Source organism: Enterococcus sp. LJL98 (assembly GCF_054871745.1).
The window spans coordinates 25,611-47,660 of record NZ_JBTXLU010000013.1 but is presented as its reverse complement, the minus strand read 5'-3'; the positions used below and the strand labels follow the sequence as shown (position 1 = coordinate 47,660).

The window sequence follows — 22,050 nt, the reverse complement described above, 5'->3', positions numbered from 1 at the left end:
AGATGCACAAGAAAATCTTCTTTTTTTGTGCATCTTTCCATTGCGCATGTAAACCGTTTTCATTTATAGTAAGGATGTAAATAACTTATATGAAAGAAGGAATTCAAACATGGTAAACATGGCCTTAAAACACATACATAAAAAATATGATGGAAATGATTTTTATTCAGTAACAGATTTTAACTTAGACATCGCAGACCGCGAATTCATCGTCTTCGTTGGACCTTCTGGTTGTGGGAAATCAACAACTCTACGTATGGTCGCGGGACTAGAAGATATTTCTGAAGGTGAATTATCAATCGGTGGAAAAGTAATGAACGATGTGGCTCCAAAAGACCGTGACATCGCAATGGTTTTCCAGAACTACGCATTATACCCACATATGACTGTTTATGATAACATGGCTTTCGGATTAAAATTACGTAAATACGACAAAGCTGAAATCAAAACGCGTGTAGAAGACGCTGCTGAAATCTTAGGTTTAACCGAATTATTAGACCGTAAACCTGCTGCTTTATCTGGTGGACAACGCCAACGTGTGGCTTTAGGTCGTGCAATCGTTCGTGATGCAAAAGTCTTCTTAATGGATGAGCCTCTATCAAACTTAGATGCGAAATTACGTGTTGCGATGCGTGCTGAAATTGCAAAATTACACCGTCGTTTAGAAACAACAACGATTTACGTTACCCATGACCAAACAGAAGCGATGACAATGGCTGACCGAATCGTTATCATGAAAGACGGTTTCGTTCAACAAATTGGTTCTCCAAAAGAAGTTTATAACTCACCTAAGAACGTCTTTGTTGCAGGCTTCATTGGATCTCCTGCAATGAACTTCTTCAATGTGACACTTAACAACGGTGTGATTCGTGATGGTCACGGATTAGAGTTACGTATCCCTGAAGGACGTAACAAAGTCCTTGTTGAAAAAGGATACGAAGGCAAAGAGTTAATCTTTGGTATTCGTCCAGAAGACATTCATACAGAACAAATTGTTTTAGATGCTTCTCCAGAATCAACGGTTCATGCAGAAATTGTTGTTTCTGAGTTACTAGGTGCTGAAACAATGCTTTATACGAAAATTGGAACAACGGAATTCATCTCAAAAGTGGATGCTCGTGATGTTCACAAACCTGGTGATATGGTTGATTTATCATTCAATATCAACAAAGGTCAATTCTTCGATAAAGAAACAGAAGATGTTATCAAATTACCTTAAGCTTGATAGTTCGTGTTTGATACCTCTTGGATTTGCCCCCTTAGGTATCAAATATAACCTATAAATTTTCCTTATTTGTATCCCCCCGAAAAAGAGTTGCAGTGTGTAAGCACTGTAGCTCTTTTTCTTTTTGATTTTTTCAGTTAAACGAACGATCGTCTAGAAAGAAAAAGAGGAATCCGATGACGACTATCGAAAAGAGGTTTTGGTTGCTCGCTTGACAATATGTCGTTGGTGGGATTTTACTCCCCCGCACCATTATTGGCATTCCTTTTGCCAAATAATCTTTCCAATTGGCACGATTTTCAATGATCCCTTTTGGAGCAAAAGTCATTTGTACTGGCAACTAAAAAAAGACACCGAGACAAAATGACTTGTCCTCGTGTCTTCTTTTAGATGAGATCCTTACAGGAAGGTCTTTTCTCAATGGTACTGCGTGTACTGACAGCTACGACCTCTTATTGGATGCTTGCTCCATTGGTCGCAATGACTTCTTGATACCAATAAAAACTATCTTTTTTATAACGATTTAAACTCCCACCTTCTTCGTCACGATCGACATAGACAAACCCGTAACGTTTTTGGTAGCCATTTAGCCAGCTTAACAAATCGGTAAAGGACCATGTGCAATAGCCCCAGATTTCACAACCTTCATCGACTGCACGCATAAGTTCTTTGACATGAGCCTGAATAAAGGCCACCCGATACTCATCGTGAATCTGATTATCAGCCGTTTTTTCATCAAAAGCACCGAGGCCATTTTCTGAAATAATAATGGGTAAATCATACCGGCTGGTAATGTCTTTACAAGCAAGACGTAAGCCTGAAGGATCGATTACCCAATCCCAATCCGTTGTTTCAAGAAATGGATTGGGCGGATTTTTATAAACTCCTGGCACACCAGTGACTTGCCCAGTGCCTTTTTTACCAGTTGTATTGATTTCTCCAAAAGGAGTCACCCCATCAAGCGGATTATACTCAACGACGGCTGTTTGATAATAATTGACTCCCATAAAATCAATTAATTTTGCAGCTGCTTGGAGTATTTTTTCATCCTCGGCCGTTACAGTCGGTGCGACCCCTTGCTGTTCCAAATAGCGCATCGCAGTTCTTGGATAGCGTCCGTAAGCATAGACATCCATCCACCAATAACTCTTTAGGTTGTCGTGATCAAGTTTTGCCAGACCATTGATTGGCTTGCTATCGATGGCATAACTTGGACTAAAAGCAAAACTTGCACCAATTTTCCCATCCGGCATGATTGCTTTAAAGGCTAAAACGGTTTTGGCATGGGCTAAAAAAGCATGATGATTGACTTGGTAATACATTTTCTCCTCATTGAATTTTCCTGGTGGGTGAAGCGCCGTCATCCAGCCAAACCAAGTGAAGATATTTTGTTCATTCATCGTAATCCAGTATTTCACTTTCCCTTGATAGGCTTCAAAAAGGGTCTTTGCATAATGCACGTAATCGTCAATGACCGCCGGATTTTCCCAGCCTCCATAAGCTTCTTCCAATTTTTGTGGCAAATCCCAATGATACAAGGTGACCATTGGCTCGATTCCATAACTTAAACACTCATCAATCAACGCTTCGTAAAAATCAAGTCCTGCTTGATTGACTTTCCCCCGTCCTTCAGGGAAGATTCGCGTCCAAGCAATCGAAAAGCGATAGGTTTTCAAGCCCATCTCAGCCATTAAAGCAATGTCTTCTTTAAAACGGTGGTAATGATCAACTGCTATTTCGCCCGTTGTTCCTTTGTAGGTTTTTCCAGGAATTTGGACAAATTCATCCCAGTTCGACAATCCTTTACCGTCTAAAGTGTGTGCGCCCTCAATTTGATAGGCAGCCGAGGCACTCCCCCATAGAAAATCTTTTGGCATTGTTAAGTGATTCATTAAAAAAATCCTCCTTTACAAATTTGCTTGCTCTTCCTTATCTTCCTATAGTTCCTACTTTTTGTCTACTCAAAAAAATAGAGAAGAAAGTGTCTTTTTACGACCTTTCTTCTCTCCTTCTTACTTCTCTTTCATTGCAGCTTTCAAAGCTTGGGCTAGTGCACTTTCTGCCGGTTCTTCTTCTTGGCTATATTTTTTCACTAATCGTCTTTCTTCATGTTTCGTCATTTTTTTCTTACGCTCTTTATTGTCTAGCATTTTCTCACTAATGCCGCAATATTTACACTTGAAGAATGCGCCATTTTTCCCATCAATAATTTCCATTTTCTTTCGACATTGCGAGCAACGACGATTCGAAACTTTCGGGTCTTTACGGCGGCGATAGCGACAGTCCGGGCCACTACATATATAAATTTTCCCGTCTTTTGTATTCCTTTCGCGTAACTGTTCGCCACACTCGGGACAAATTTTGGTCGTTAAAGAAAAATCTTTGTACTCTTCTTTCGAATTCTTGATTTCGGCGACTAACCGCTTGGTATCGGCTTCGATTTCTTTTAAGAAAACATGAGACGATTTCTTTCCTTGGGCAATTGCTTCTAGATCACGTTCCCACTTTTCAGTTAATTCTGGGGTTACGAGTGAGGGATTGACAAGTGTCAGTAGTTGCTTACCTTTTAGTGTGACTGCCAAATGGTTCCCACGTCGTTCCATCAACTCTGATTTTAATAGACGTTCAATAATTTCTGCCCGTGTCGCAGGGGTTCCTAACGCGTGTTTTTCCATTTGAGCCAAAAGACTGCCTTCATTGGCCAATTTTGGAGGTGAAGTCAGTTCTTGATTGACCTGAAAGTGCCCCTTCACATGACTTCCTTTTTTCCAATCAACGGACGCGACTTTCTTTTTTTCACTTGCCTTCCAGCCCGCTTGTAATACTTGTTCTTGGCGAAAAACAAAGAGATTGCCTGAGAAGTCAACCGTTGCTTTCACCGTTTGAACCACATGTTTTTCGGCAAACAGCGCTAAGAAACGTTCCACAATTAAACGATAAATTTTCACTTCATCACTACTCATACGCGAAACATTCGGACTTTCCTCGGTTGGAATCAAGGCGTAATGATCGGTTACTTTGCTATCGTTAAAAACGCTTGGTAACTGGACTTTACTGCCGGATTTAAGATATTCTTTTGCCTTTGGTTCAAATCCCGCGATGGCCTGTAAACGATCTTTCATCGTTGCTGCCACGTCTTTGGGTAAGTACTTCGAATCGGTTCTTGGGTAGCTAACCGCTTTATGACTCTCATATAAACTTTGGACTAAAGAGAGCGTCTTTTTCGCCGAGTATTGATACAACTGATTGGCGACTCGTTGCAATTCAGTCAGGTCATAAGGTAACGGTTGCCCTTGACTTTTTTCCTTTGTTTCCACGTTTGTCACTTGTCCCAGTTTCCCACTAAGGTCTTTCACAAACGCTTCTGCTTGTTTCCGTTCAGTCAATTGTTGAGGATTTTTTAATTGCAAACGACCTTTTTGATTCTCGTAAAGTAAATCAACTGAGAAATACGTCGTTGGAATAAATTTCTCTGATTTTTCTTGTGCTTGATTGACTAAACTAAGTGTCGGTGTTTGGACACGTCCTGCCGATAAACTGTCATGATATTTAACGGTCAATGCGCGAGTGACGTTCAACCCAATTAACCAATCGGCCTTGCCACGAGCGACAGCAGATTGATACAAGTTTTCAAATTCTTTTATGGGTCTCAACTCGCGAAAACCTTGTTGGACGGCCTGTTTTGTTTGCGAAGAAATCCACAGTCGTTCCATCGGTTTATTGGTTTTGATCCATTCAAAAACAAAGCGTCCGACGGCTTCTCCTTCACGTCCGCTATCCGTGGCAATGACAATTCCTGTCACGTCTTTACGCTTGGCTAAGTCACCAATCACTTTCAATTGGCGATGCGTTTTTGGTAAAGGTTTTAAGCCAATCTTTTTTGGAATCATTGGCAAAGTTTCTAATTGCCAAGTCTTCCATTCTTGGTTGATATCTTCGGGTAATTTTAATGATAATAAATGCCCATAGGCCCAAGTGATGACGTATTGATTGCTTTCAAAATACTCCTTGCCTTTTGGCACTGCGCCTAAAACTTTAGCAAAGTCTTTCGCAACACTTGGTTTTTCTGTTAATACTAGTTTTTTACTCATTCTTTCTCCTTTTTTTCCGGGTTTCTAAGACAGCTCAAAAAAACTGTTACTTACTCTATTATAAGCAACAGTTTCTATTCGTCAAAATTCTTTTGAGTTTTACTTATTTCCGTTGGCACGTTTTTTCTTTTTCTTGATCGTTCATTTGGTTAATGGCTTGATAAAAGCTTCGATCGACTTCCACTGTCACTGGTTGATAATCTTTTAATAAAGCCAATCCTAGGAATAACTGTAGCCCTTCGACACAATCTTCGCACCAAAGTTCCTCGCCGTCATTCCAAAATGCGGTTAAAAAATTAGGTTTCACGTGAACGTGTCCGTAAGATGCGCGCAATTCCTGCCATTGTGTGGCATAGGCTGTTTGGGCGGCTTCGAGCGTGTCGAACTGTTCTACATTTCGAATCTCTTCTTGCCAATTTTCAAAAAACCACCAAGGTTCATTTTCTCCATACATTGTTAGGACTTGATACATCTTTTACACCTCACACTCTTTTCTTGAATTAAGGCTATAGTAGTCAGTTTTGGCAGATGTTTCAATTATTTTGCTTGTGAAGAAAACTGTTAAATAACAAAGAATGGCCTAGATATAAGGTAACACTTCTTCTCCTTGATACGCTTGGTCAATCAATCCGCCACCTAAACAAGTCATTCCGTCATAAAAGACAACCGCTTGTCCCGGAGTAACCGCTCTGGCTGGTGTGTCAAAGATGACTTCTGCTTGGTCATTTTCTAAAAGACGCACGGTTACCGGCACATCTTGTTGCCGATAACGGAATTTTGCCGTACAACGAAATTCCTTTGGTTTGGTTTCATCCGTTGTAAAGTGAATCACACTCGCTAATAATTTGTCCGCAAATAGTTGCGGGTGATTAAAGCCTTGCCCGACATAAAGCGTATTGGTCGCTAACTCTTTTCCGATCACAAACCAAGGTTCTGGACTCCCGCCACCACCAATACCTAGGCCTTGGCGTTGACCAATCGTGTAATACATCAAACCTGCATGTTGGCCTTTGACTTCCCCATCTAAGGTCACCATGTTCCCGCTTTTCGCTGGTAAGTACTGACTTAAGAATTGTTTAAAGTTCTTTTCGCCAATAAAACAAACCCCGGTCGAGTCTTTTTTCTTCGCAGTCGCTAAGTCAGCTGCTTCTGCGATTTTACGAACTTCAGATTTATCCATATGTCCGAGTGGGAACATTGTTTTTTGTAATTGTTCTTGGGAAAGTTGACTCAAGAAATAGGTTTGGTCTTTATTATTATCCACACCTCGTAACATTTGTACGACGCCATTTTCATCTTTCACCACTTGGGCGTAATGGCCAGTTGCTACATAATCTGCACCTAAATCCATGGCGTAATCTAAGAAAGCTTTAAACTTGATTTCTTTATTACACATCACGTCAGGATTCGGTGTTCTTCCTGCTCGATATTCCGCTAAAAAATACTCAAACACACGATCCCAGTATTCTTTTTCAAAGTTCACCGAATAATAGGGAATCCCAATTTGGGCGGCAACTTTTGCGACATCTTTATAGTCTTCTGTTGCAGTACACACCCCATTTTCATCGGTGTCGTCCCAATTTTTCATAAAAATCCCTACGACATCATACCCTTGTTCTTTTAACAAAAGCGCTGTTACTGACGAGTCCACCCCGCCACTCATGCCGACAACGACACGAATCTTGCTGTTGTCTGTCATGAATATCACCATCATTTCAATCTAAATTCTGAATTTCTACGATTTGAAGGTCGCAACTTTTTCAGTACTTGCCATTATACAAGAGAATCATGAAAATTTCACGAGAATCCGCTTTTTTTTAGAAAATGATTAAAGTTCAAAATAAAATCAATCAAATAACAAAAAACTTGAAACAAGGTTGTCTTCACCTTGCCTCAAGTTTTCCATCCATTATTCTACTTTTTCAAATAACCCACGACTAATGAAACCATCCATTAAGAAATAGAATTTCTCTTGTAACATTTCATGTTGGGTTCCTTTGAATAGATTGACTGCTTTTAAACCATTGGCAGTCGTAACAGACATTTTTAAGGTCTTGATGTCTGAGTCAACGGTAATCTTTAATTTAAAGCCTTCATTGCTTTGGGGTGTTGCTTCCAAAGGACGAATGAGTTGAAAGTTTTTGCCGTTTGTTTCGGTAAAACCATTGTCTCTCAGTGTGTAACGTCTTGCTTCGGGAGCAATTCGATAAAATACATCGCAGCCCAAAATGGTTGCTTTTTGCTCAAATGCCATTTTTCCACCTCTTTTTATTCACTTTCCTTAATTATAAGAGTTTTTCCCTTTTTTAGCTAGTCTCTTTTGATGAAAGTCCTTAAGCTAAATCTGCTTTTTCAATCGCAATCGAGGGAAAATGAGAAAGAAGATCTAAACGTTCATCTAAATCAACACCGTAAATCATATAATAACTTTCAGGATCTTCCGCTGTGACTTCAGCATAGACTTGTTTGATTTTCTCGACATCTTTTGAAGCATCGATTAAAGAAACAACACCAAGCTTCTCCTCTGACTTTTGCTCAACGGCACCTTTCATGATGATTTTTAACTCCTTCGCACTGTTTAAACCAGCTTCTAACCAATTGACTTCACTCATTTTTTCACCCTAGTCTTTCTTCAAACGTTTCACAGCAGCAATTAGGGCATCCGCCAAAGCGACAACTTCTTCTTGGGTATTTTGATAACCAAAACTTATGCGGATCGATTCTTTCAAGCTTTGGTGACCTTCTCCGTGCATCGCTTCTAGCACATGAGAGGGCTCCACATCGCCTGCACTACAAGCAGAACCTGTAGAAATTGAAAAACCTTGTAAATCTAAATGCATCAGTAACAAATTACTTGGAACGCCAGGTAAACGTAAATTTAAAATATGGGAAAGTTTCTTTTCCTCGCCACCATTCACAGAAAATTGGACGCCTTCTTGTATGAAGCGTTCGAGCAAATAATCGCTAAATTGTTGAGATGTTTCCCAATTGATTTGTTGCTGTTCTTCGGTTAATAACTCAATGGCCGTACGCATGCCCACAATCCCAGCCAGATTTTCAGTGCCTGCACGACGTTTTTCTTCTTGGGCGCCGCCACGGATTAAATGCGTGAGTTTCGTTCCTTCTTTTTGAAACAAAAATCCAACACCTTTTGGTCCATTGATTTTATGGGCAGCGATGCTTAATAAATCAATGGACAAGTCTTTGGGTCGCAAAGGGATTTTCCCATAAACTTGCACCGCATCCGTATGAAAAGTCGCTGGGTGGTTCGCTAGCAGCGCACCGATTTCTTGAATTGGAAAAAGGACACCTGTTTCATTATTTGCATACATGATGGAAACGAGAATTGTCTCCTCCTTTAATGCAGCTTGCACTTGATCCGCGGTGATTTGCCCTTGTTCATCAACAGGTAAATAAGTCACTTCAAACCCTTGTGTTTCTAAATATTTCATTGTATTTAACACTGCGGGATGTTCCACCATGGTCGTAATTAAATGCTTGCCCTCCTTTTGACGAGCAAAGGCGGTGCCGGTGATTGCGAGATTGTCGCCTTCTGTCCCTCCGCTCGTAAAAATAATTTCATTGGCTTTGACTTGAAGTTGTTTCGCAATTGCCTGACGCGCACTTTCCAAATGCTCATGGGCTTTTCGACCATGTTGGTGAATACTCGAAGGATTCCCATAAACTTCTTCCATTATTTGTGTCATTGCCGGAATCACCGCTGCATGCATTGGTGTTGTTGCCGCGTGATCAAAATAAGCCATCTAAAAACCACCTTTCATTTAATTAGATAAAATTGGATAAAAAAATCGTGACTCTCTTTCATTGAAAGTGTCACGATTTTTGCAGAAAATAAGTTGCTATCAAATCGACCATTGATTGCTTCTTTCTTTACAAATAGCTTTTTTCTTCTAAGTGGAACAAGGGGCTCATTGGGGTGTTTTCATGGATACGTTTCATCGCTTCCCCCATTAATTCGGAACAAGTAATGTAGGTCATGTTATTTGGATGACGTTCTTCATCTGTATAGCAAGAATCCGTTACACAAATATCAACGATTGGTGCGGCTTCCAGTGTCATTTTCGCTGGAGGTGAGAGCAAGGCATGCGAAGCACAAGCGTAAACTTCTTTCGCACCTGCGTCTTTTAGTAAACGAGCTGCAATCGCAAAGGTTTCTCCAGTATTTAACATATCATCCACCATGATACATTTTTTACCTACAACATCACCAATCACATACCCTTCCTCGAGCGCTTCATCTTGATCGACAATCGCCAAGGTGGCATTTAAATATTCTGCTAAGCTACGTGTTCGCTGCACACCACTATTTTTAGGTGAAACGACAACATAGTCTTCCCCTTCCATGCCTTTTTCTTTATAGTAATGGGCAAAAAGCGGCATGGTAAATAGATTATCCACCGGGATATCAAAAAAGCCTTGAACTTGAACGGTGTGCAAATCAAGCGTTAAAACTCTCGTTGCTCCCGCTTCGACTAACATATTGGCAATTAATTTTGCACTGATCGGCTCATGTGGTTTTGCCGTCCGATCTTGACGAGAATAGGCGTAGTAAGGCAACACCACGTTAACCGTTTTGGCACTTGCTCGCTTCATTGCATCAATCATGATTAACAATTCCATATAAGCATTGTTCACAGGTTCATTCGTTGCTTGAATAATATAGGTATTCACACCACGAACACTTTCTTCGATATTAATTGAAATTTCACCATCAGCAAAAGTCTTTACGACACATTTCCCTAGTTCTTTCCCAAAGGCACCGGCAATTTTTTCAGCTAATGGCAAATTGCCATTTAAACTAAAAATTTTCACTGTATCATCTTGGTATTGATTAATCATAAGTTCCTCCGCTTGTTTATTGTTTAATAGCCATTCCTTTTCCATTCTATCATTAATTGTGCCTAATATTCAAGGCAAAGAGACTGTCCCATTCACCCATCTCATAGGAATAACCGCCGCATGATTCCCCCAGTTGTCATGTACTTTCAAATAACGTTTGCCGCTAGGTGTTTCCAAATAAGCATAAGCCACAAGCCAATGATTGCCATAAGTACTGCCTAAAAGGCGATTGACTCCGACAATCACCGGTTTGCCTTGGTCAATTCGTTTGACGACACGTTGCCAGCCACCGAGCATCGTTGCGCGACCGCGTAAAGGATTTTGTTGGTAGTGAAAAAAACGAGATAAGCCATGCGCGACTTGCCAAGCAACGGTTGGCAAACCTTGGCGTTGAATAAATAATTGTAAAAAGCTTGCCAAGGGTTGCACCTCACGACTGTTTTTGCGACGAATAAAGGCAGGAATCAAGGATTCATCGATAAAATCTTGATAATATGCAAGGAGTACAATTGAAGCATAGGTGCCACATAAATACCCTTTTGGTGTAATCCAATGACGGTAGGTCTTAAAACGCTCTTCTGGTAAACCATGCCAAATTTCTTTTTCCATGTGCTTCTCTCCTTTTTATTGATTCATGACTGAACTTCGTCGAACCACAAAGAGTAATCCGCTTGATTACCCCCTTGTTTTTTTCATCCTTACACAATCGTTCCACCTAGCGTTCCAGTAAAATGACGTAAGGCCCACTCGTGTCCAACAGGATCAAAACTTGCTACCCCTTGTTCGACGATGAAAATACGGTAACCTAAATTATAGGCATCAATGGCAGTATGGAGCACACAAATGTCTGTACAGACACCAGTTAAATACAGATCCCTAATCTGGCGTTCCCGTAAACGAATATCCAAATCAGTGCCACTAAAAGCGGAGTAATGCCGTTTATCAATCCAGTACACATTCTCTTTTTCTTTATTTTCTTCATAGAGTGGTGCGAGAGAACCGTAGAGGTCACGTCCTTTGGTCCCTGCTAAATTGTGTGGTGGAAATAATCGATTCTCTGGATGGTATGCCTCTTCTTTTTCATGCTTATCAATCGCAAAGACAACGTAATCTCCTGCCTCAATGAAGGTTTTCGTAATCGCTACGAGCCCTGCTTCAATTTTTTGTCCCGCTTCACCAGTGGTCAAAGCCCCTTTGGTTGCAACAAAATCCCAAGTATAGTCAATCGATAACAATGCTTTCATTTTTTTCTCTCCTATTCACATAAGTTAATAAAATGAAGAACCATTTCAGCAGAACGCTTGCCAGCCAATTCAATAAATTCATCAAAACTCACCGTTGCTTCGTGGTCAGCTGTGTCGCTCATCGCTCGCACGACTAAGCAAGGGACGTCAAATTGACGTGCCGTTTGCGCAATCGCTGCCCCTTCCATCTCACAAGCCAACGCCTCTGGAAAGTGAGTCAAAATTTCCGTTAAACGCGTCGAATCCGCAATGAAACTGTCTCCTGTTACAATCAAACCTGACTTCACTTGATGTTGTGTTTCTTGAGCCGCTTGTTTCATTCGTTTGGCAAAGGTTGGGTCGGCTTCATAATAAAGTGGCATGCCGCCTGGAACTTGGCCGTAAACGTAGCCAAAGACGGTCGCATCCACATCATGGTACGCCAATTTATCTGCAATCACGAGATCACCAACAGCCAATCCAGCACCAATGCCTCCAGCAGAACCCGTATTAATCACTAGATCTACCCCATATTGTTGAATTAATAAACTGGTGGTAATCGAGGCTAACACTTTTCCAATGCCTGATTGGACGACGATGATTTCATGCTGTCCAATCGTTCCTTGATAGAACGTCGCACCTGCCTTTTCCCATTTTTGATGATTCTCCAATGCTTTTTTTAAGACTGCCACCTCTTGAGCCATCGCTCCGATAACACCAATTTTCACACAAAACACTCCTCTATTTTTTCTAAGGGTTTACCAAAATAAAACCATTAAAGCCACAAGCACAATCAAAACGGTCACAATGACAATCCATTTCATCAAAAAATGATTCATGCGGCGTGATTTCTCTTTTTCGCCTGACCGTGTTTTTTGAATGGTTCCTTGTTGTTTGGCTTGTTTTCGATAGTAATTTTTAATCTTTTTTTCTTCTTTCTGATAGGTCTTACTCGCTTGTTGTGCGACTTGTTCTTGTTCTTTCATTTCGGCTTCACGCAACTTTCGCAGTGAAGCACGTGTCACTAATGGTCCTTTTGACATGCTAATCCCTTTCTTTTCCTAAAAGTAGTTCCCAGGCTTGAATCGCATAAATGGTTTTGGCATCACAAATTTCTTGTGTGCGAATCTTTTCTTTGGCTTCCGTTAAGCTTAACTCCATTAATTCCAAGACTTCATCCTCATCTTGCGGCAGTGGGTTGTCCACCTTGACTAAATTTTTCGCATGATAAATATGTAATTGTTCATTGGAAAAACCCGGAGAAAGATACATGGAAACCAGATGTTCCAAACTTTCTGCGCGATAAGCGGTTTCCTCTTCTAACTCCCGCGCACCTGTTTCTGCTGGACTGTGGCCTTCATCGATTTCGATTTTTCCTGCGGGAATTTCTAACAACACTTTTTCTAATGGTTTACGAAATTGTTTTACTAGGACAATTTTCTTTTCAGGCGTCACTGCCAAAAGACCGACCCCTCCTGGATGAAAAACGAGTTCTCTTTTTCCTGTGCCACCCTTCGGTAAAGCCACTTCATCAAGATACACCTCAATAATTTTCCCTTTAAAAATCTCTTGTCGGGTCATTGTTTTTTCTTCAAAATCTTCATAACGAAGCATTTCTTTTTACTTCCCTTCAATAATCCTTATTTTCCTCATATTTTAACATAGAATTGTTTATAAAATTCCTAAATTATAAAAATCCATCCCAAGTCGTATACTTTTCTTAATTAGAACATGCTAAAATGAACCTTGTAGGAAACACTTACTGATTTTTCTAGTTAATTTTTACCAATCTTATTAGGAGGCATAATAAAATGAAAAATAAAAAAGTCTGGACCATTCTTTTCGTTAGTGTTGCAGCTTTTGGAATCTTCGGGATCAGTGGAATCAGTCCTAACATGTTACTCTTTCTTTTAGGTGTCTCACTTTTGATTTTTGCTTTTCGTTCGAAAGGAAAAGCGACGCCACAAGAAGCTTTGCCTTCGTTAACGAAAAAGCGTGAGGAAGCTTATCTTGCGAGTGGCATGACGCCAAGAGAAATCGAAATTTTCCGAGAAACGCTCAACCAAACAAAGAAACAAATTGATCGTTTACAAGATAACGTTCAAAGAAATACCAAACTCAAAGCCATTGATTTGCGTCACGATACCTTACGAGCAGCGAAAGGCTTGTTTAAAGAACTTGTCAAAGAACCGACACGCCTACATGAAGCCAGCCACTTTTTATACACCCATTTACCGAACATGGTTGATTTAACGGATAAATATATTGAAATCAACGCACATGAAGTAAAAAGCCGAGAAACTTATGAAAAAATGGAAGAAAGTGTTCAAATTATCGGCCAATTGGCTTCCCTCATTACTTGTGATTATCAGCAATTTGTTGCCGATGATTTAGACGATTTGGATGTGGAATTATCGATTGCCAAACAAAGTTTAAAAAGAGATAATAGGTATAGCCAGACAGACTCAAACGAATAATCTTTGGAGAGCTGGATGAAAATCCAGTTCTTTTTTACTACGAATGAATCACACGATTTTAAGGAGGAACTCAAATGACCGATCAAAAACCTACGACAGATGTCAATGATACACTAGAAGATTTATTAAGTAACCCATTTGAAACACAAATAGAAAGCCTGACCACAACTCAAAAAAATGAACTCAATGAACGACAGCAACAACAAGCCGCTCCTCGTTTACTCGATCGTTTACCGGCAGAAAGACAACAACAAGCAAAAGAACTTGCTTCCAAAATTGATTCTACCGACCAACAAGCAATTATTACTTATGGTTCCGCCGCTCAAACCAAATTAAGCGAATTCTCGCAATCGATGCTCAACCACGTACAAGCCTCTGATGTGGGCCCCGTTGGAGATTCATTAACAGAATTAATGTACCGCCTACAAGAAGCCAACCCAGATGATTTACGCGCTGGGGAAGGCAATGTTTTTAAACGAATGTTTGGAAAAGTCAAACAATCCATTTTTGAAGTCACAGCAAAATATCAAAAAATTGGCGCCCAAATCGATAAAGTTGCCGTGAAATTAGACAAAGAAAAAGAAGGCTTATTAAAAGACAACTTGATGCTTGAACAGCTTTATCAAAAAAACAAAGACTATTTTGATGCCTTAAATATTTATATTGCGGCTGGCGAATTGAAAATGGAAGAATTGCAACAAGAAACCATTCCAACAGCGATGAAAAAGGCCGAAGAAACCGGCGATCAAATGGATGTGCAAATCGCAAATGATTACACGCAATTTTTGGATCGTTTAGATAAACGGACGCACGACTTGCGTCTCACTCGTCAAATCACCATTCAACAAGCACCGCAAATTCGTTTAATCCAAAATACGAACCAAGCTTTGGCAGAAAAAATTCAAGCTTCCATTCATACGGCGATTCCTTTATGGAAAAACCAGGTCGCCATTGCCTTAACTCTCTTACGGCAAAAAGACGCGGCAACAGCGCAACGTCAAGTCGCTGAAACGACCAATGACCTCTTGAAGAAAAATTCAGAGTTGCTTAAAGTCTCCGCGATTGAAACGGCTCGCGAAAATGAACGTGGCATTGTTGACATCGAAACCTTACAGCAAACACAAAACGACTTAATTGAAACCATTCAAGAAACATTAAGAATTCAACAAGAAGGAAAAGAAAAACGTCATGCGGCTGAAATTGAACTTGGCAACATGGAAGAAGATTTAAAACAACGCCTATTAGACTTAACGCAATAAACAGGACTTCGCTTTTACTTTACATAAAAAACGCTGCATCCCCATTCAATCTGAGTGGAAGATGCAGCGTTTTTTATCGTTCTTTTTTCTGATTTAAATGACTATTTTGATAGCCATATAAGAAATAAATGCCTAAACCAAAAACAATCGTCAGGATAAAGACAATCCAGGTCGCCGTTTGCAAACGACTCATTAAAAAGGCACAAGCTAAGACGCTTAACCAGGGTAACACAGGAACAAACGGTACTTTGTATTCCCCTTTTTTGGGTTGCCCTTGCGTTTTACGGAGACGTAAAATTCCTAAAGACATCATAATTAGACACGCCAAAGCAGTAATATTGGTTAGTTCCGCTAAAAGGTCTAATGGAAAGGCTGCTGCAAAAAATAGGGCAATCAATCCTGTAACATAGGTTGCACGAACCGGTGTCCGGTGCTTTTTATCAATTTTTGATAAAAAAGCCGGCAGTAAGCCATCACGGCTAATGGCATAGATTAGACGAACTAAGGAATAGAGCATTGAAATTGTCACGGTTAACAAGGTTAAGATTGCGCCTACGGAAAGAATGGAGCCCACAATACCGAAATTGACATAGCGTAAAGCAAAGGCTACCGGATCGCCTACACCTAATTCTGTATAGGGAACCATCCCAGTTAAGATGAGTGTCACAATTACATACAATACCGTCGCAATCGCAATCGAGCCGATGATCCCTCTTGGTACATCTCTTTGTGGATTTTCAACTTCTTCTGCTGCCATCGCAATGGCGTCAAAACCTAAGAAGGCAAAGAAAACTAACGCTGCCCCGTCAAACACACCAGATAATCCAAATGGGATGTAAGGTTGCCAGTTGCTTGGTTTTACGAAAAAGATTCCAACGAGAATAAATAAAGCAATCAGCCCAAATTTCACCCAAACCATAAGATTGTTTAAGCGTAAGGCTTTTTTGGCTTCTTGCGTTACCCAGACTGTGATAAAAAGCACAACTAGTGCCGCAATGAGGTCAATATAAGTGCCTTCTTGTACATTGTACCCTCCAGTCAAAGCTTTAGGTAGATGAATGCCCATGCTGGTCAAAAATCCTTGGACATAAGACGACCAACCAGAAGCAACGGAAGATACCGCTAGTAAATATTCACAAATTAGGAACCAGCCTGCCATCCAACCACTAATTTCGCCGAAAATGACATACATGTAACTATAGGGCCCCCCAGTAACAGGTACACGGGAGGCAAATTCTGCAAATGAAAAGCCACTTAAAATAACCACGAATGCCGCAACTAAAAAAGAGAGTGTCGCGCCTGGTCCCGCGTAATTTGCTGCAGCTGTTCCCGTAACCACAAAAATCCCCGTGCCGATAACCGCACCAATTCCTAATAATATTAGGTCTTTTAACTTCAAGTTTTTTTTCATATCGTTTCCTGAAGTTTTGGTGATTTCTTTTTTACGAAAAATCTCCATTTTTTTCTCCTCTCCAATGAATCAGTGATTCACTGTTTTTCTTGTATTTCTTTTGAAATTTCCCCTCACGATTCGATTCCTTCCCTACTTTACCAAAATCCAATGAAATACGCCATCTAAATGAGAAAAAGTACCAAAAGAATTCGCGATTCTTTTGATACTTTTTTTGATTATCCTAATGCTAAGAGTGCGTCCTGATTCACTTTTGGATAGGCAGCTAAAAATTGTTGGATTTCTTTTAAAACAAGCGGAACCTTGCCGACGACATCATTTTCCACTTGCAAAACTAGCAAAGGCTCATGCAAACTCATTCTCAGTAAAAACCAACCTGAGCCAAAGGGACCACTTAATTTGAATCGAATGCCTTCTTCATTTTCCGGATCCACCGTCCAGCCTGGTAGCACAATGTCTGATAAGTCTTTTATGACTTTTTGACCAAGCCTTTGATAATCAGATACTTCTAATTGAAAACGTACTTCTTGTGTTTCGAGAGGTTGTTTTAGATCAGAAATCATCGCTTCTAACGTTTGATTTTGTGCTTGTAATTGTGGTAAAAGCATTAAAATTTTAGCAATCACGTAGGCTCCGTCGTCTAAGAAGTAATTTTCTTTAAAAGCTGCATGCCCGCTTGTTTCAATTGCTAACTGACAATCGATGCCTGCTTGATTCAATTCAATCCCTTTATTAATTACATTCCGATAGCCTGAAATATAACGTACTTGTTTGCCCCCTCGCTTTTCGATAAAGGTTTTTAAATGATCCGTTGTGGGGGAATTGGTCACGATACTTGTTCCTGGATGCTCTGCTAAAATAATTCGACTCAAGACGGCAATCAAATTATTCCGATTTAAAACCTCGCCGCTTTTTGTGACAACTGCCGAACGGTCCACATCGGTATCAAATATGACACCAAGGTCCGCCCCACTTTTTAACACGGCTTGTTGAATACTCGCCATGGCCTCTTTATTATCAGGATTTGGAATATGATTTGGAAAACGGCCATCGGGTTCTAAAAATTGTGAACCCGTCGTATCTGCTCCTAAAGGTTGTAAGACTTTTTCCGCAAAAAAGCCCCCGGCACCATTGCCTGCATCGACAATAATTTTCAAGCCTGCTAAAGGTTTTTCCGGCTGCCCAGGAATGCCTTGACGAATTTTCGCCACTAAGTCTGCTGCGTAAGGAGTGATTAAATCTCCGAATTGTAACACCCCTTTTTTCTTTCCAGTGATTCTTTTGGTATTGGTTAAGATTTCTTGAATGTCTTCCTTTTCGGCACCACCAAGTGGATGAAAAATTTTTATGCCATTGAAATAATAGGGTAAATGACTGGCCGTCAGCATCACGCCACAATGACAAGCAAACGCTTGAAACTGTGTACTCATGAACATCGCTGGCGTCGTAGCTAAACCAAAATCAATCACGTCGACGCCTTGAGCAATCAATGCTGTCACAAGGGCCTCTTTCAATGAATCCCCACTTAAGCGACTATCTGTTCCAATCCCTATCTTGAACACTTCTTCCTTATTTAAAGGCACTTTTTTCGTTAACCAATGAAGGATGCCAGACGCAATTTCTGTCACTGCTTCTGTTGTTAAGTTCGCTTGTTCTTCCTCCGTTGCAAGCGCAATCCCACGAATATCCGACCCATTTTGTAACGCCAATAAATCAACCATCACCTTCGACTCCTTTTTTCTTTTTTGTCCAACGCTTTCATTATAGCAAAAAGGATGAAAATTAAAAAAATTTATCGCTGACGAAACAGTCGCATAAAATCAAAAAATGCTCCAAAGCAAGAGGGGGATCTTGCTTTGGAGCATCGATTCAGCTAGCCTGCGCGAACCAAATCATATTGGGATTGATACAAGTGATGATACAATCCTTTGTGTGCCATTAATTCATCGTGGGTTCCCGCTTCTGCGATTTTCCCACCGGAGATATAGAAAATTTGCGAACTATTTTTAATTGTTGACAAGCGATGAGCAATAATAAAGGAAGTTCGACCTTTTAGTAATTGCTGCAGTCCTTCTTGTAGTAATTCCTCTGTTTTTGTATCGATACTTGATGTGGCTTCGTCCAAGATTAAGATTTTCGGATCAGCTAACAAGGCTCGGGCAAAGGAAATCAATTGGCGTTGACCAGCAGATAAGGTACTTCCGCGTTCTTCAACGACCGTGTGATAGCCATCTTTTAATTCCTTGATGAAATCATGAGCCCGAACGACTTTCGCTGCTTCAATAATTTCTTCTTCCGTTGCATCTAACTTCCCGTATCGAATATTATCTAAGATCGTTCCTGAAAAGACGAAAGTATCTTGTAACATGACGCCCATCTGAGTTCTTAAAGATTCCAAGGTCACATCTCGCACGTCATACCCATCGACTTTGACGCTTCCCTCGTTAATGTCATAGAAACGACTTAACAAGTTAATAATCGTTGTTTTTCCTGCCCCAGTGGGACCAACGAGGGCAATGGTTTCACCTGGTGTAATATCAAAAGTCACACCATCTAAAATGTTCTTTCCTTCTTCATAACGGAAAACAACCTCTTCAAAAACGACATTCCCTTGAATCGGCGGTAAGACTTGTGCATTGGGTGCATCTTGAATATCTGGAATTTCATCCATTGTTTCAAAAATCCGTTCAAGATAAGCCGTTGCAGTAATTAATGAGTTATAGAAATTCCCAATATTAATCACTGGATTCCAAAAATTATTAATGTACCCAATAAAGGCAATCAATGTTCCGGTTGACACTTCTACGCCAATTTGGCGAATACCAATAAAGTAAATCAAACTGGTTGTCAAAACCGAAATGTTTTGTACCCCAGGCCATAACAAGAATTGAACCTTCACGGCCTTCATCCAAGCATCGCGGTATTCATTACTGACTTCATCGAAGATTTCTGCATTTTCTTTTTCACGAGCAAAAGATTGGGTAATTTTAATCCCTGAAATGCTCTCATGGATATAAGCGTTTAAGTTTGATTGTTTGTTACTTAAATGCTGATAAGCTTTTCTTTGTTTCGTTGTGATAAATAAAACCATCACGAATAAAATCGGTAGTAAAATTAAACTATATAGAGTCAATTTGACATCAATAAAGAACATGAATGCCAGGGTAATAACCACACTAATGATATCCGAAATTAAATTAATTAAACCGTTACTGAGCAAATCACTTAGCGTATTAATGTAATTTACCACTCGAATTAAAATTTTCCCGTGTGGACGGTTGTCAAAATAAGCAAAGGGCAAGCGTTGTAAATGCTCGAAAATCGAATGACGCATCTCTTTTAAAATATTTTGACCGATTTCGGTAATAGCAATAATTCGATATTTCATACACCAAGCAATAAAGAAGAGCGACAGTAAGAAAACAACCGAAATAATGACAAGTAATTTGAAGTTCTTTTGTGGAATGACTTCATCAATGGCAATTTTAGTAAAGTATGGACCTAACATACTTGCAATATTCGCTAATACGATCACCAATAAAACTTTTGAGATGGAACCTTTGTGGGGGCTGACATACTCACCGACTCGTTTAAAGTGCGACCACTTAAATTCCTGTGCTAACTCCTCATCTTCATCAAAGCGATTACGTGCCATCTATCCCACCTCCCCATTCGTTAAACCTAATTGTTTTTGATACACTTCATAGTAGAAGCCTTTTTTCTGAATTAATTCTTCGTGGCTACCTTGTTCAACCACATGGCCTTTTTCCATCATTAAAATTAAGTCCGCATCACGTACAGAAGAAATTCGATGGGCAATAATAAAGGTGGTTTTGGCACCTGTTAGATGGGCCAATTCTTTTTGAATTTTCGACTCCGTTTCCATATCAACAGCTGAAGTCGTGTCATCTAAAATTAAAATACTTGGATCTTTTGCTAAGGCACGAGCAAGAGAAATTCGTTGTTTTTGTCCGCCAGATAAGCCAACTCCCCGTTCTCCTACAATGGTTTCATACCCTTGTGGCATTTTAGTAATAAAGCTATGCGCGTCTGCTACCGCCGCCACACGTTGGATATATTCAGGTTCAATATAAGGATTTCCAAAGGCAATGTTGTCTTCGATGGTATTGGAAAATAAGAAGACATCTTGCATAACCATCGAAATATTTTCTCTTAATTGACGAACAGGGTAGTCTTTGGCATCTTTGCCATCAATCAATACCCGACCACTTGTTGGGTCGTAGAAACGAGCAACTAAGTTCACTAATGTTGTCTTCCCTGAACCTGTTTCTCCTAGAATACCAATTGTTTGTCCCGGTTCAATTTTGAAGGAGACATCGGTTAAAATATCCGTCTCTGGATCGTCTGAAAATTGGAAAGAAACTTCTTGGAATTCCACAAATCCTTGAATTTGTAAGCTTTCTTCCGTTTCTTCAACTGGAATGTCCGCTTTGGTATGTAACATTTGACGAATCTTAATGCAAGATGCTGAAAAACGTTGCACGTCATTGATTAACCAGCCACTCATCCGCATTGGTTGATTTAACATCCATAAGAAACCATTAAACATAATCAATTCCCCTAAGGTCATCGAACCGTTAATTACGAACCAACCACCTAAAAAGAGCGTGGTTAAGGTTAAGCTTCCAGCTAATAAATCTAACCATGGTAAGAATCTGGCAGAGACTCGCGCAGAGGCCATGTTGCGTTCTTTGTAATCTTCGTTATATTCTGTAAACTTTTTAATCTCAAACTGCTCACGAGCAAAAGCTTTCACGACTCGGTTCCCACCAATATTTTCTTCCACCATGGAGTTTAAGCGAGAGAAGCTTTCACGAATTTCAAAGAAGACCGGATGAGCCGCTTTTGACATATAAGTGGTCAAAAGATAGATAAATGGCGTAATTGCCACAAGTGCCAGCATTAACGGGAAATTGATTAAGCCCATCATCACAATGGCTGTAATAAACCATAAAATCGATTCGATTCCATTATATGTCACCCAAGAAACAAAGTGACGAATCGCATCCGTATCCCCTGTCATTCTTGCCATGATATCTCCTACACGCGTATGGTTAAAGAAATCAAAATCTAACTCCTGTAATTTTTTGTACATGTCTTGTCTTAAGCGAAATAAGACATTTTGACTGACCCGCTCAAACATGATTTGATAAGAATAACGAATGACTGTTCGGAAAAACTGAACCCCAATCATGATTCCTAAAAACGGTACTAACAAATTCGTCTGGCCTTGGTCGATCACTTTGTCAACTAATTCGCCGGTTAATATCGGGTTAATAATAATCAGCAATGAATTGATGACAACAAAAATAAGCGCAATGACAATTCTAAATTTATAATTTCGTAAATATTGCCAAAGCCATTGGAAATTATTCATACGAGACACCTCTTTCTCTTTTTTACTAGTCTTATCATACAACGTCCCCTTATAAAAAGAATGGAATATCCTACTTAAGACATGGAAATTTCTACGACTTGGCAAA

21 protein-coding genes are annotated in these 22,050 nt (G+C 40.0%); 3 read left to right on the top strand and 18 right to left on the bottom strand.

The window, feature by feature from the left end; translation table 11 throughout:
• The first annotated feature begins 109 nt into the window (after window positions 1-109).
• A complete protein-coding gene (locus ACYSNO_RS10630) occupies window positions 110-1,219 on the top strand; it encodes an ABC transporter ATP-binding protein (protein ID WP_461731067.1) in 1,110 nt (369 codons plus the stop codon).
• A 139-nt stretch (window positions 1,220-1,358) separates the two neighbouring features.
• Here the strand turns inward: ACYSNO_RS10630 and ACYSNO_RS10625 are convergent, their stop codons facing one another.
• The 14 genes from ACYSNO_RS10625 to ACYSNO_RS10560 form a co-directional block, all read right to left on the bottom strand.
• Window positions 1,359-1,565, bottom strand: coding sequence for a hypothetical protein (locus tag ACYSNO_RS10625; protein ID WP_461731066.1), 207 nt, complete (start codon window positions 1,563-1,565; stop codon window positions 1,359-1,361).
• Window positions 1,566-1,677: 112 nt separating this feature from the next.
• On the bottom strand, window positions 1,678-3,117 hold the full coding sequence (locus ACYSNO_RS10620) for a glycoside hydrolase family 1 protein (RefSeq protein ID WP_461731065.1): 1,440 nt from the start codon (window positions 3,115-3,117) through the stop codon (window positions 1,678-1,680).
• A 120-nt stretch (window positions 3,118-3,237) separates the two neighbouring features.
• Window positions 3,238-5,316: a DNA topoisomerase 3 gene (locus tag ACYSNO_RS10615; protein ID WP_461731064.1), complete on the bottom strand. Its 2,079-nt coding sequence runs from the start codon at window positions 5,314-5,316 to the stop codon at window positions 3,238-3,240.
• 103 nt (window positions 5,317-5,419) lie between these two features.
• Window positions 5,420-5,788 (bottom strand): DUF1033 family protein, encoded by a 369-nt coding sequence (locus ACYSNO_RS10610; protein WP_461731063.1) that lies wholly within the window; start codon window positions 5,786-5,788, stop codon window positions 5,420-5,422.
• A gap of 108 nt (window positions 5,789-5,896) precedes the next feature.
• Window positions 5,897-7,015 carry a tRNA 2-thiouridine(34) synthase MnmA gene (gene mnmA, locus ACYSNO_RS10605; RefSeq protein WP_461731062.1) on the bottom strand — a complete coding sequence of 373 codons (1,119 nt, stop codon included), beginning with the start codon at window positions 7,013-7,015 and terminating at the stop codon, window positions 5,897-5,899.
• A gap of 210 nt (window positions 7,016-7,225) precedes the next feature.
• On the bottom strand, window positions 7,226-7,570 hold the full coding sequence (locus tag ACYSNO_RS10600; protein WP_461731061.1) for a DUF1831 domain-containing protein: 345 nt from the start codon (window positions 7,568-7,570) through the stop codon (window positions 7,226-7,228).
• Between the two features lie 79 nt (window positions 7,571-7,649).
• Entirely contained in the window at window positions 7,650-7,928 is a 279-nt protein-coding gene (locus ACYSNO_RS10595; protein WP_461731060.1) for a hypothetical protein, read from the bottom strand.
• A gap of 9 nt (window positions 7,929-7,937) precedes the next feature.
• On the bottom strand, window positions 7,938-9,080 hold the full coding sequence (locus ACYSNO_RS10590; RefSeq protein WP_461731059.1) for a cysteine desulfurase family protein: 1,143 nt from the start codon (window positions 9,078-9,080) through the stop codon (window positions 7,938-7,940).
• 127 nt (window positions 9,081-9,207) lie between these two features.
• The gene (locus ACYSNO_RS10585) at window positions 9,208-10,176 is read right to left on the bottom strand and encodes a ribose-phosphate diphosphokinase (RefSeq protein ID WP_461731058.1); all 969 of its coding nucleotides are present in this window, start codon (window positions 10,174-10,176) and stop codon (window positions 9,208-9,210) included.
• Between the two features lie 69 nt (window positions 10,177-10,245).
• Window positions 10,246-10,785 carry a hypothetical protein gene (locus tag ACYSNO_RS10580; protein ID WP_461731057.1) on the bottom strand — a complete coding sequence of 180 codons (540 nt, stop codon included), beginning with the start codon at window positions 10,783-10,785 and terminating at the stop codon, window positions 10,246-10,248.
• A gap of 89 nt (window positions 10,786-10,874) precedes the next feature.
• A complete protein-coding gene (locus ACYSNO_RS10575) occupies window positions 10,875-11,420 on the bottom strand; it encodes a cysteine hydrolase family protein (RefSeq protein ID WP_461731056.1) in 546 nt (181 codons plus the stop codon).
• A gap of 11 nt (window positions 11,421-11,431) precedes the next feature.
• Entirely contained in the window at window positions 11,432-12,127 is a 696-nt protein-coding gene (locus ACYSNO_RS10570; protein WP_461731055.1) for a 5'-methylthioadenosine/adenosylhomocysteine nucleosidase, read from the bottom strand.
• A 30-nt stretch (window positions 12,128-12,157) separates the two neighbouring features.
• On the bottom strand, window positions 12,158-12,442 hold the full coding sequence (macP, locus tag ACYSNO_RS10565; protein WP_461731054.1) for a cell wall synthase accessory phosphoprotein MacP: 285 nt from the start codon (window positions 12,440-12,442) through the stop codon (window positions 12,158-12,160).
• A 1-nt stretch (window position 12,443) separates the two neighbouring features.
• A complete protein-coding gene (locus ACYSNO_RS10560) occupies window positions 12,444-13,013 on the bottom strand; it encodes an NUDIX hydrolase (protein ID WP_461731053.1) in 570 nt (189 codons plus the stop codon).
• Window positions 13,014-13,210: 197 nt separating this feature from the next.
• Between ACYSNO_RS10560 and ACYSNO_RS10555 the strand changes: the two genes are divergently transcribed.
• Window positions 13,211-13,876: a 5-bromo-4-chloroindolyl phosphate hydrolysis family protein gene (locus tag ACYSNO_RS10555; protein ID WP_461731052.1), complete on the top strand. Its 666-nt coding sequence runs from the start codon at window positions 13,211-13,213 to the stop codon at window positions 13,874-13,876.
• Window positions 13,877-13,950: 74 nt separating this feature from the next.
• Complete coding sequence (locus ACYSNO_RS10550; RefSeq protein ID WP_461731051.1) at window positions 13,951-15,135, top strand: toxic anion resistance protein; 1,185 nt, start codon at window positions 13,951-13,953, stop codon at window positions 15,133-15,135.
• Window positions 15,136-15,208: 73 nt separating this feature from the next.
• On the opposite strand, the gene ACYSNO_RS10545 is transcribed toward ACYSNO_RS10550, so the two are convergent.
• The 4 genes from ACYSNO_RS10545 to ACYSNO_RS10530 form a co-directional block, all read right to left on the bottom strand.
• Window positions 15,209-16,594, bottom strand: coding sequence for an amino acid permease (locus tag ACYSNO_RS10545; protein WP_461731050.1), 1,386 nt, complete (start codon window positions 16,592-16,594; stop codon window positions 15,209-15,211).
• Between the two features lie 170 nt (window positions 16,595-16,764).
• Complete coding sequence (locus tag ACYSNO_RS10540; RefSeq protein WP_461731049.1) at window positions 16,765-18,267, bottom strand: phosphohexomutase domain-containing protein; 1,503 nt, start codon at window positions 18,265-18,267, stop codon at window positions 16,765-16,767.
• A gap of 152 nt (window positions 18,268-18,419) precedes the next feature.
• Window positions 18,420-20,201, bottom strand: a complete 1,782-nt coding sequence (locus ACYSNO_RS10535) for an ABC transporter ATP-binding protein (RefSeq protein ID WP_461731048.1) — start codon at window positions 20,199-20,201, stop codon at window positions 18,420-18,422.
• On the bottom strand, window positions 20,202-21,944 hold the full coding sequence (locus ACYSNO_RS10530; protein ID WP_461731047.1) for an ABC transporter ATP-binding protein: 1,743 nt from the start codon (window positions 21,942-21,944) through the stop codon (window positions 20,202-20,204).
• Window positions 21,945-22,050: the final 106 nt, after the last annotated feature.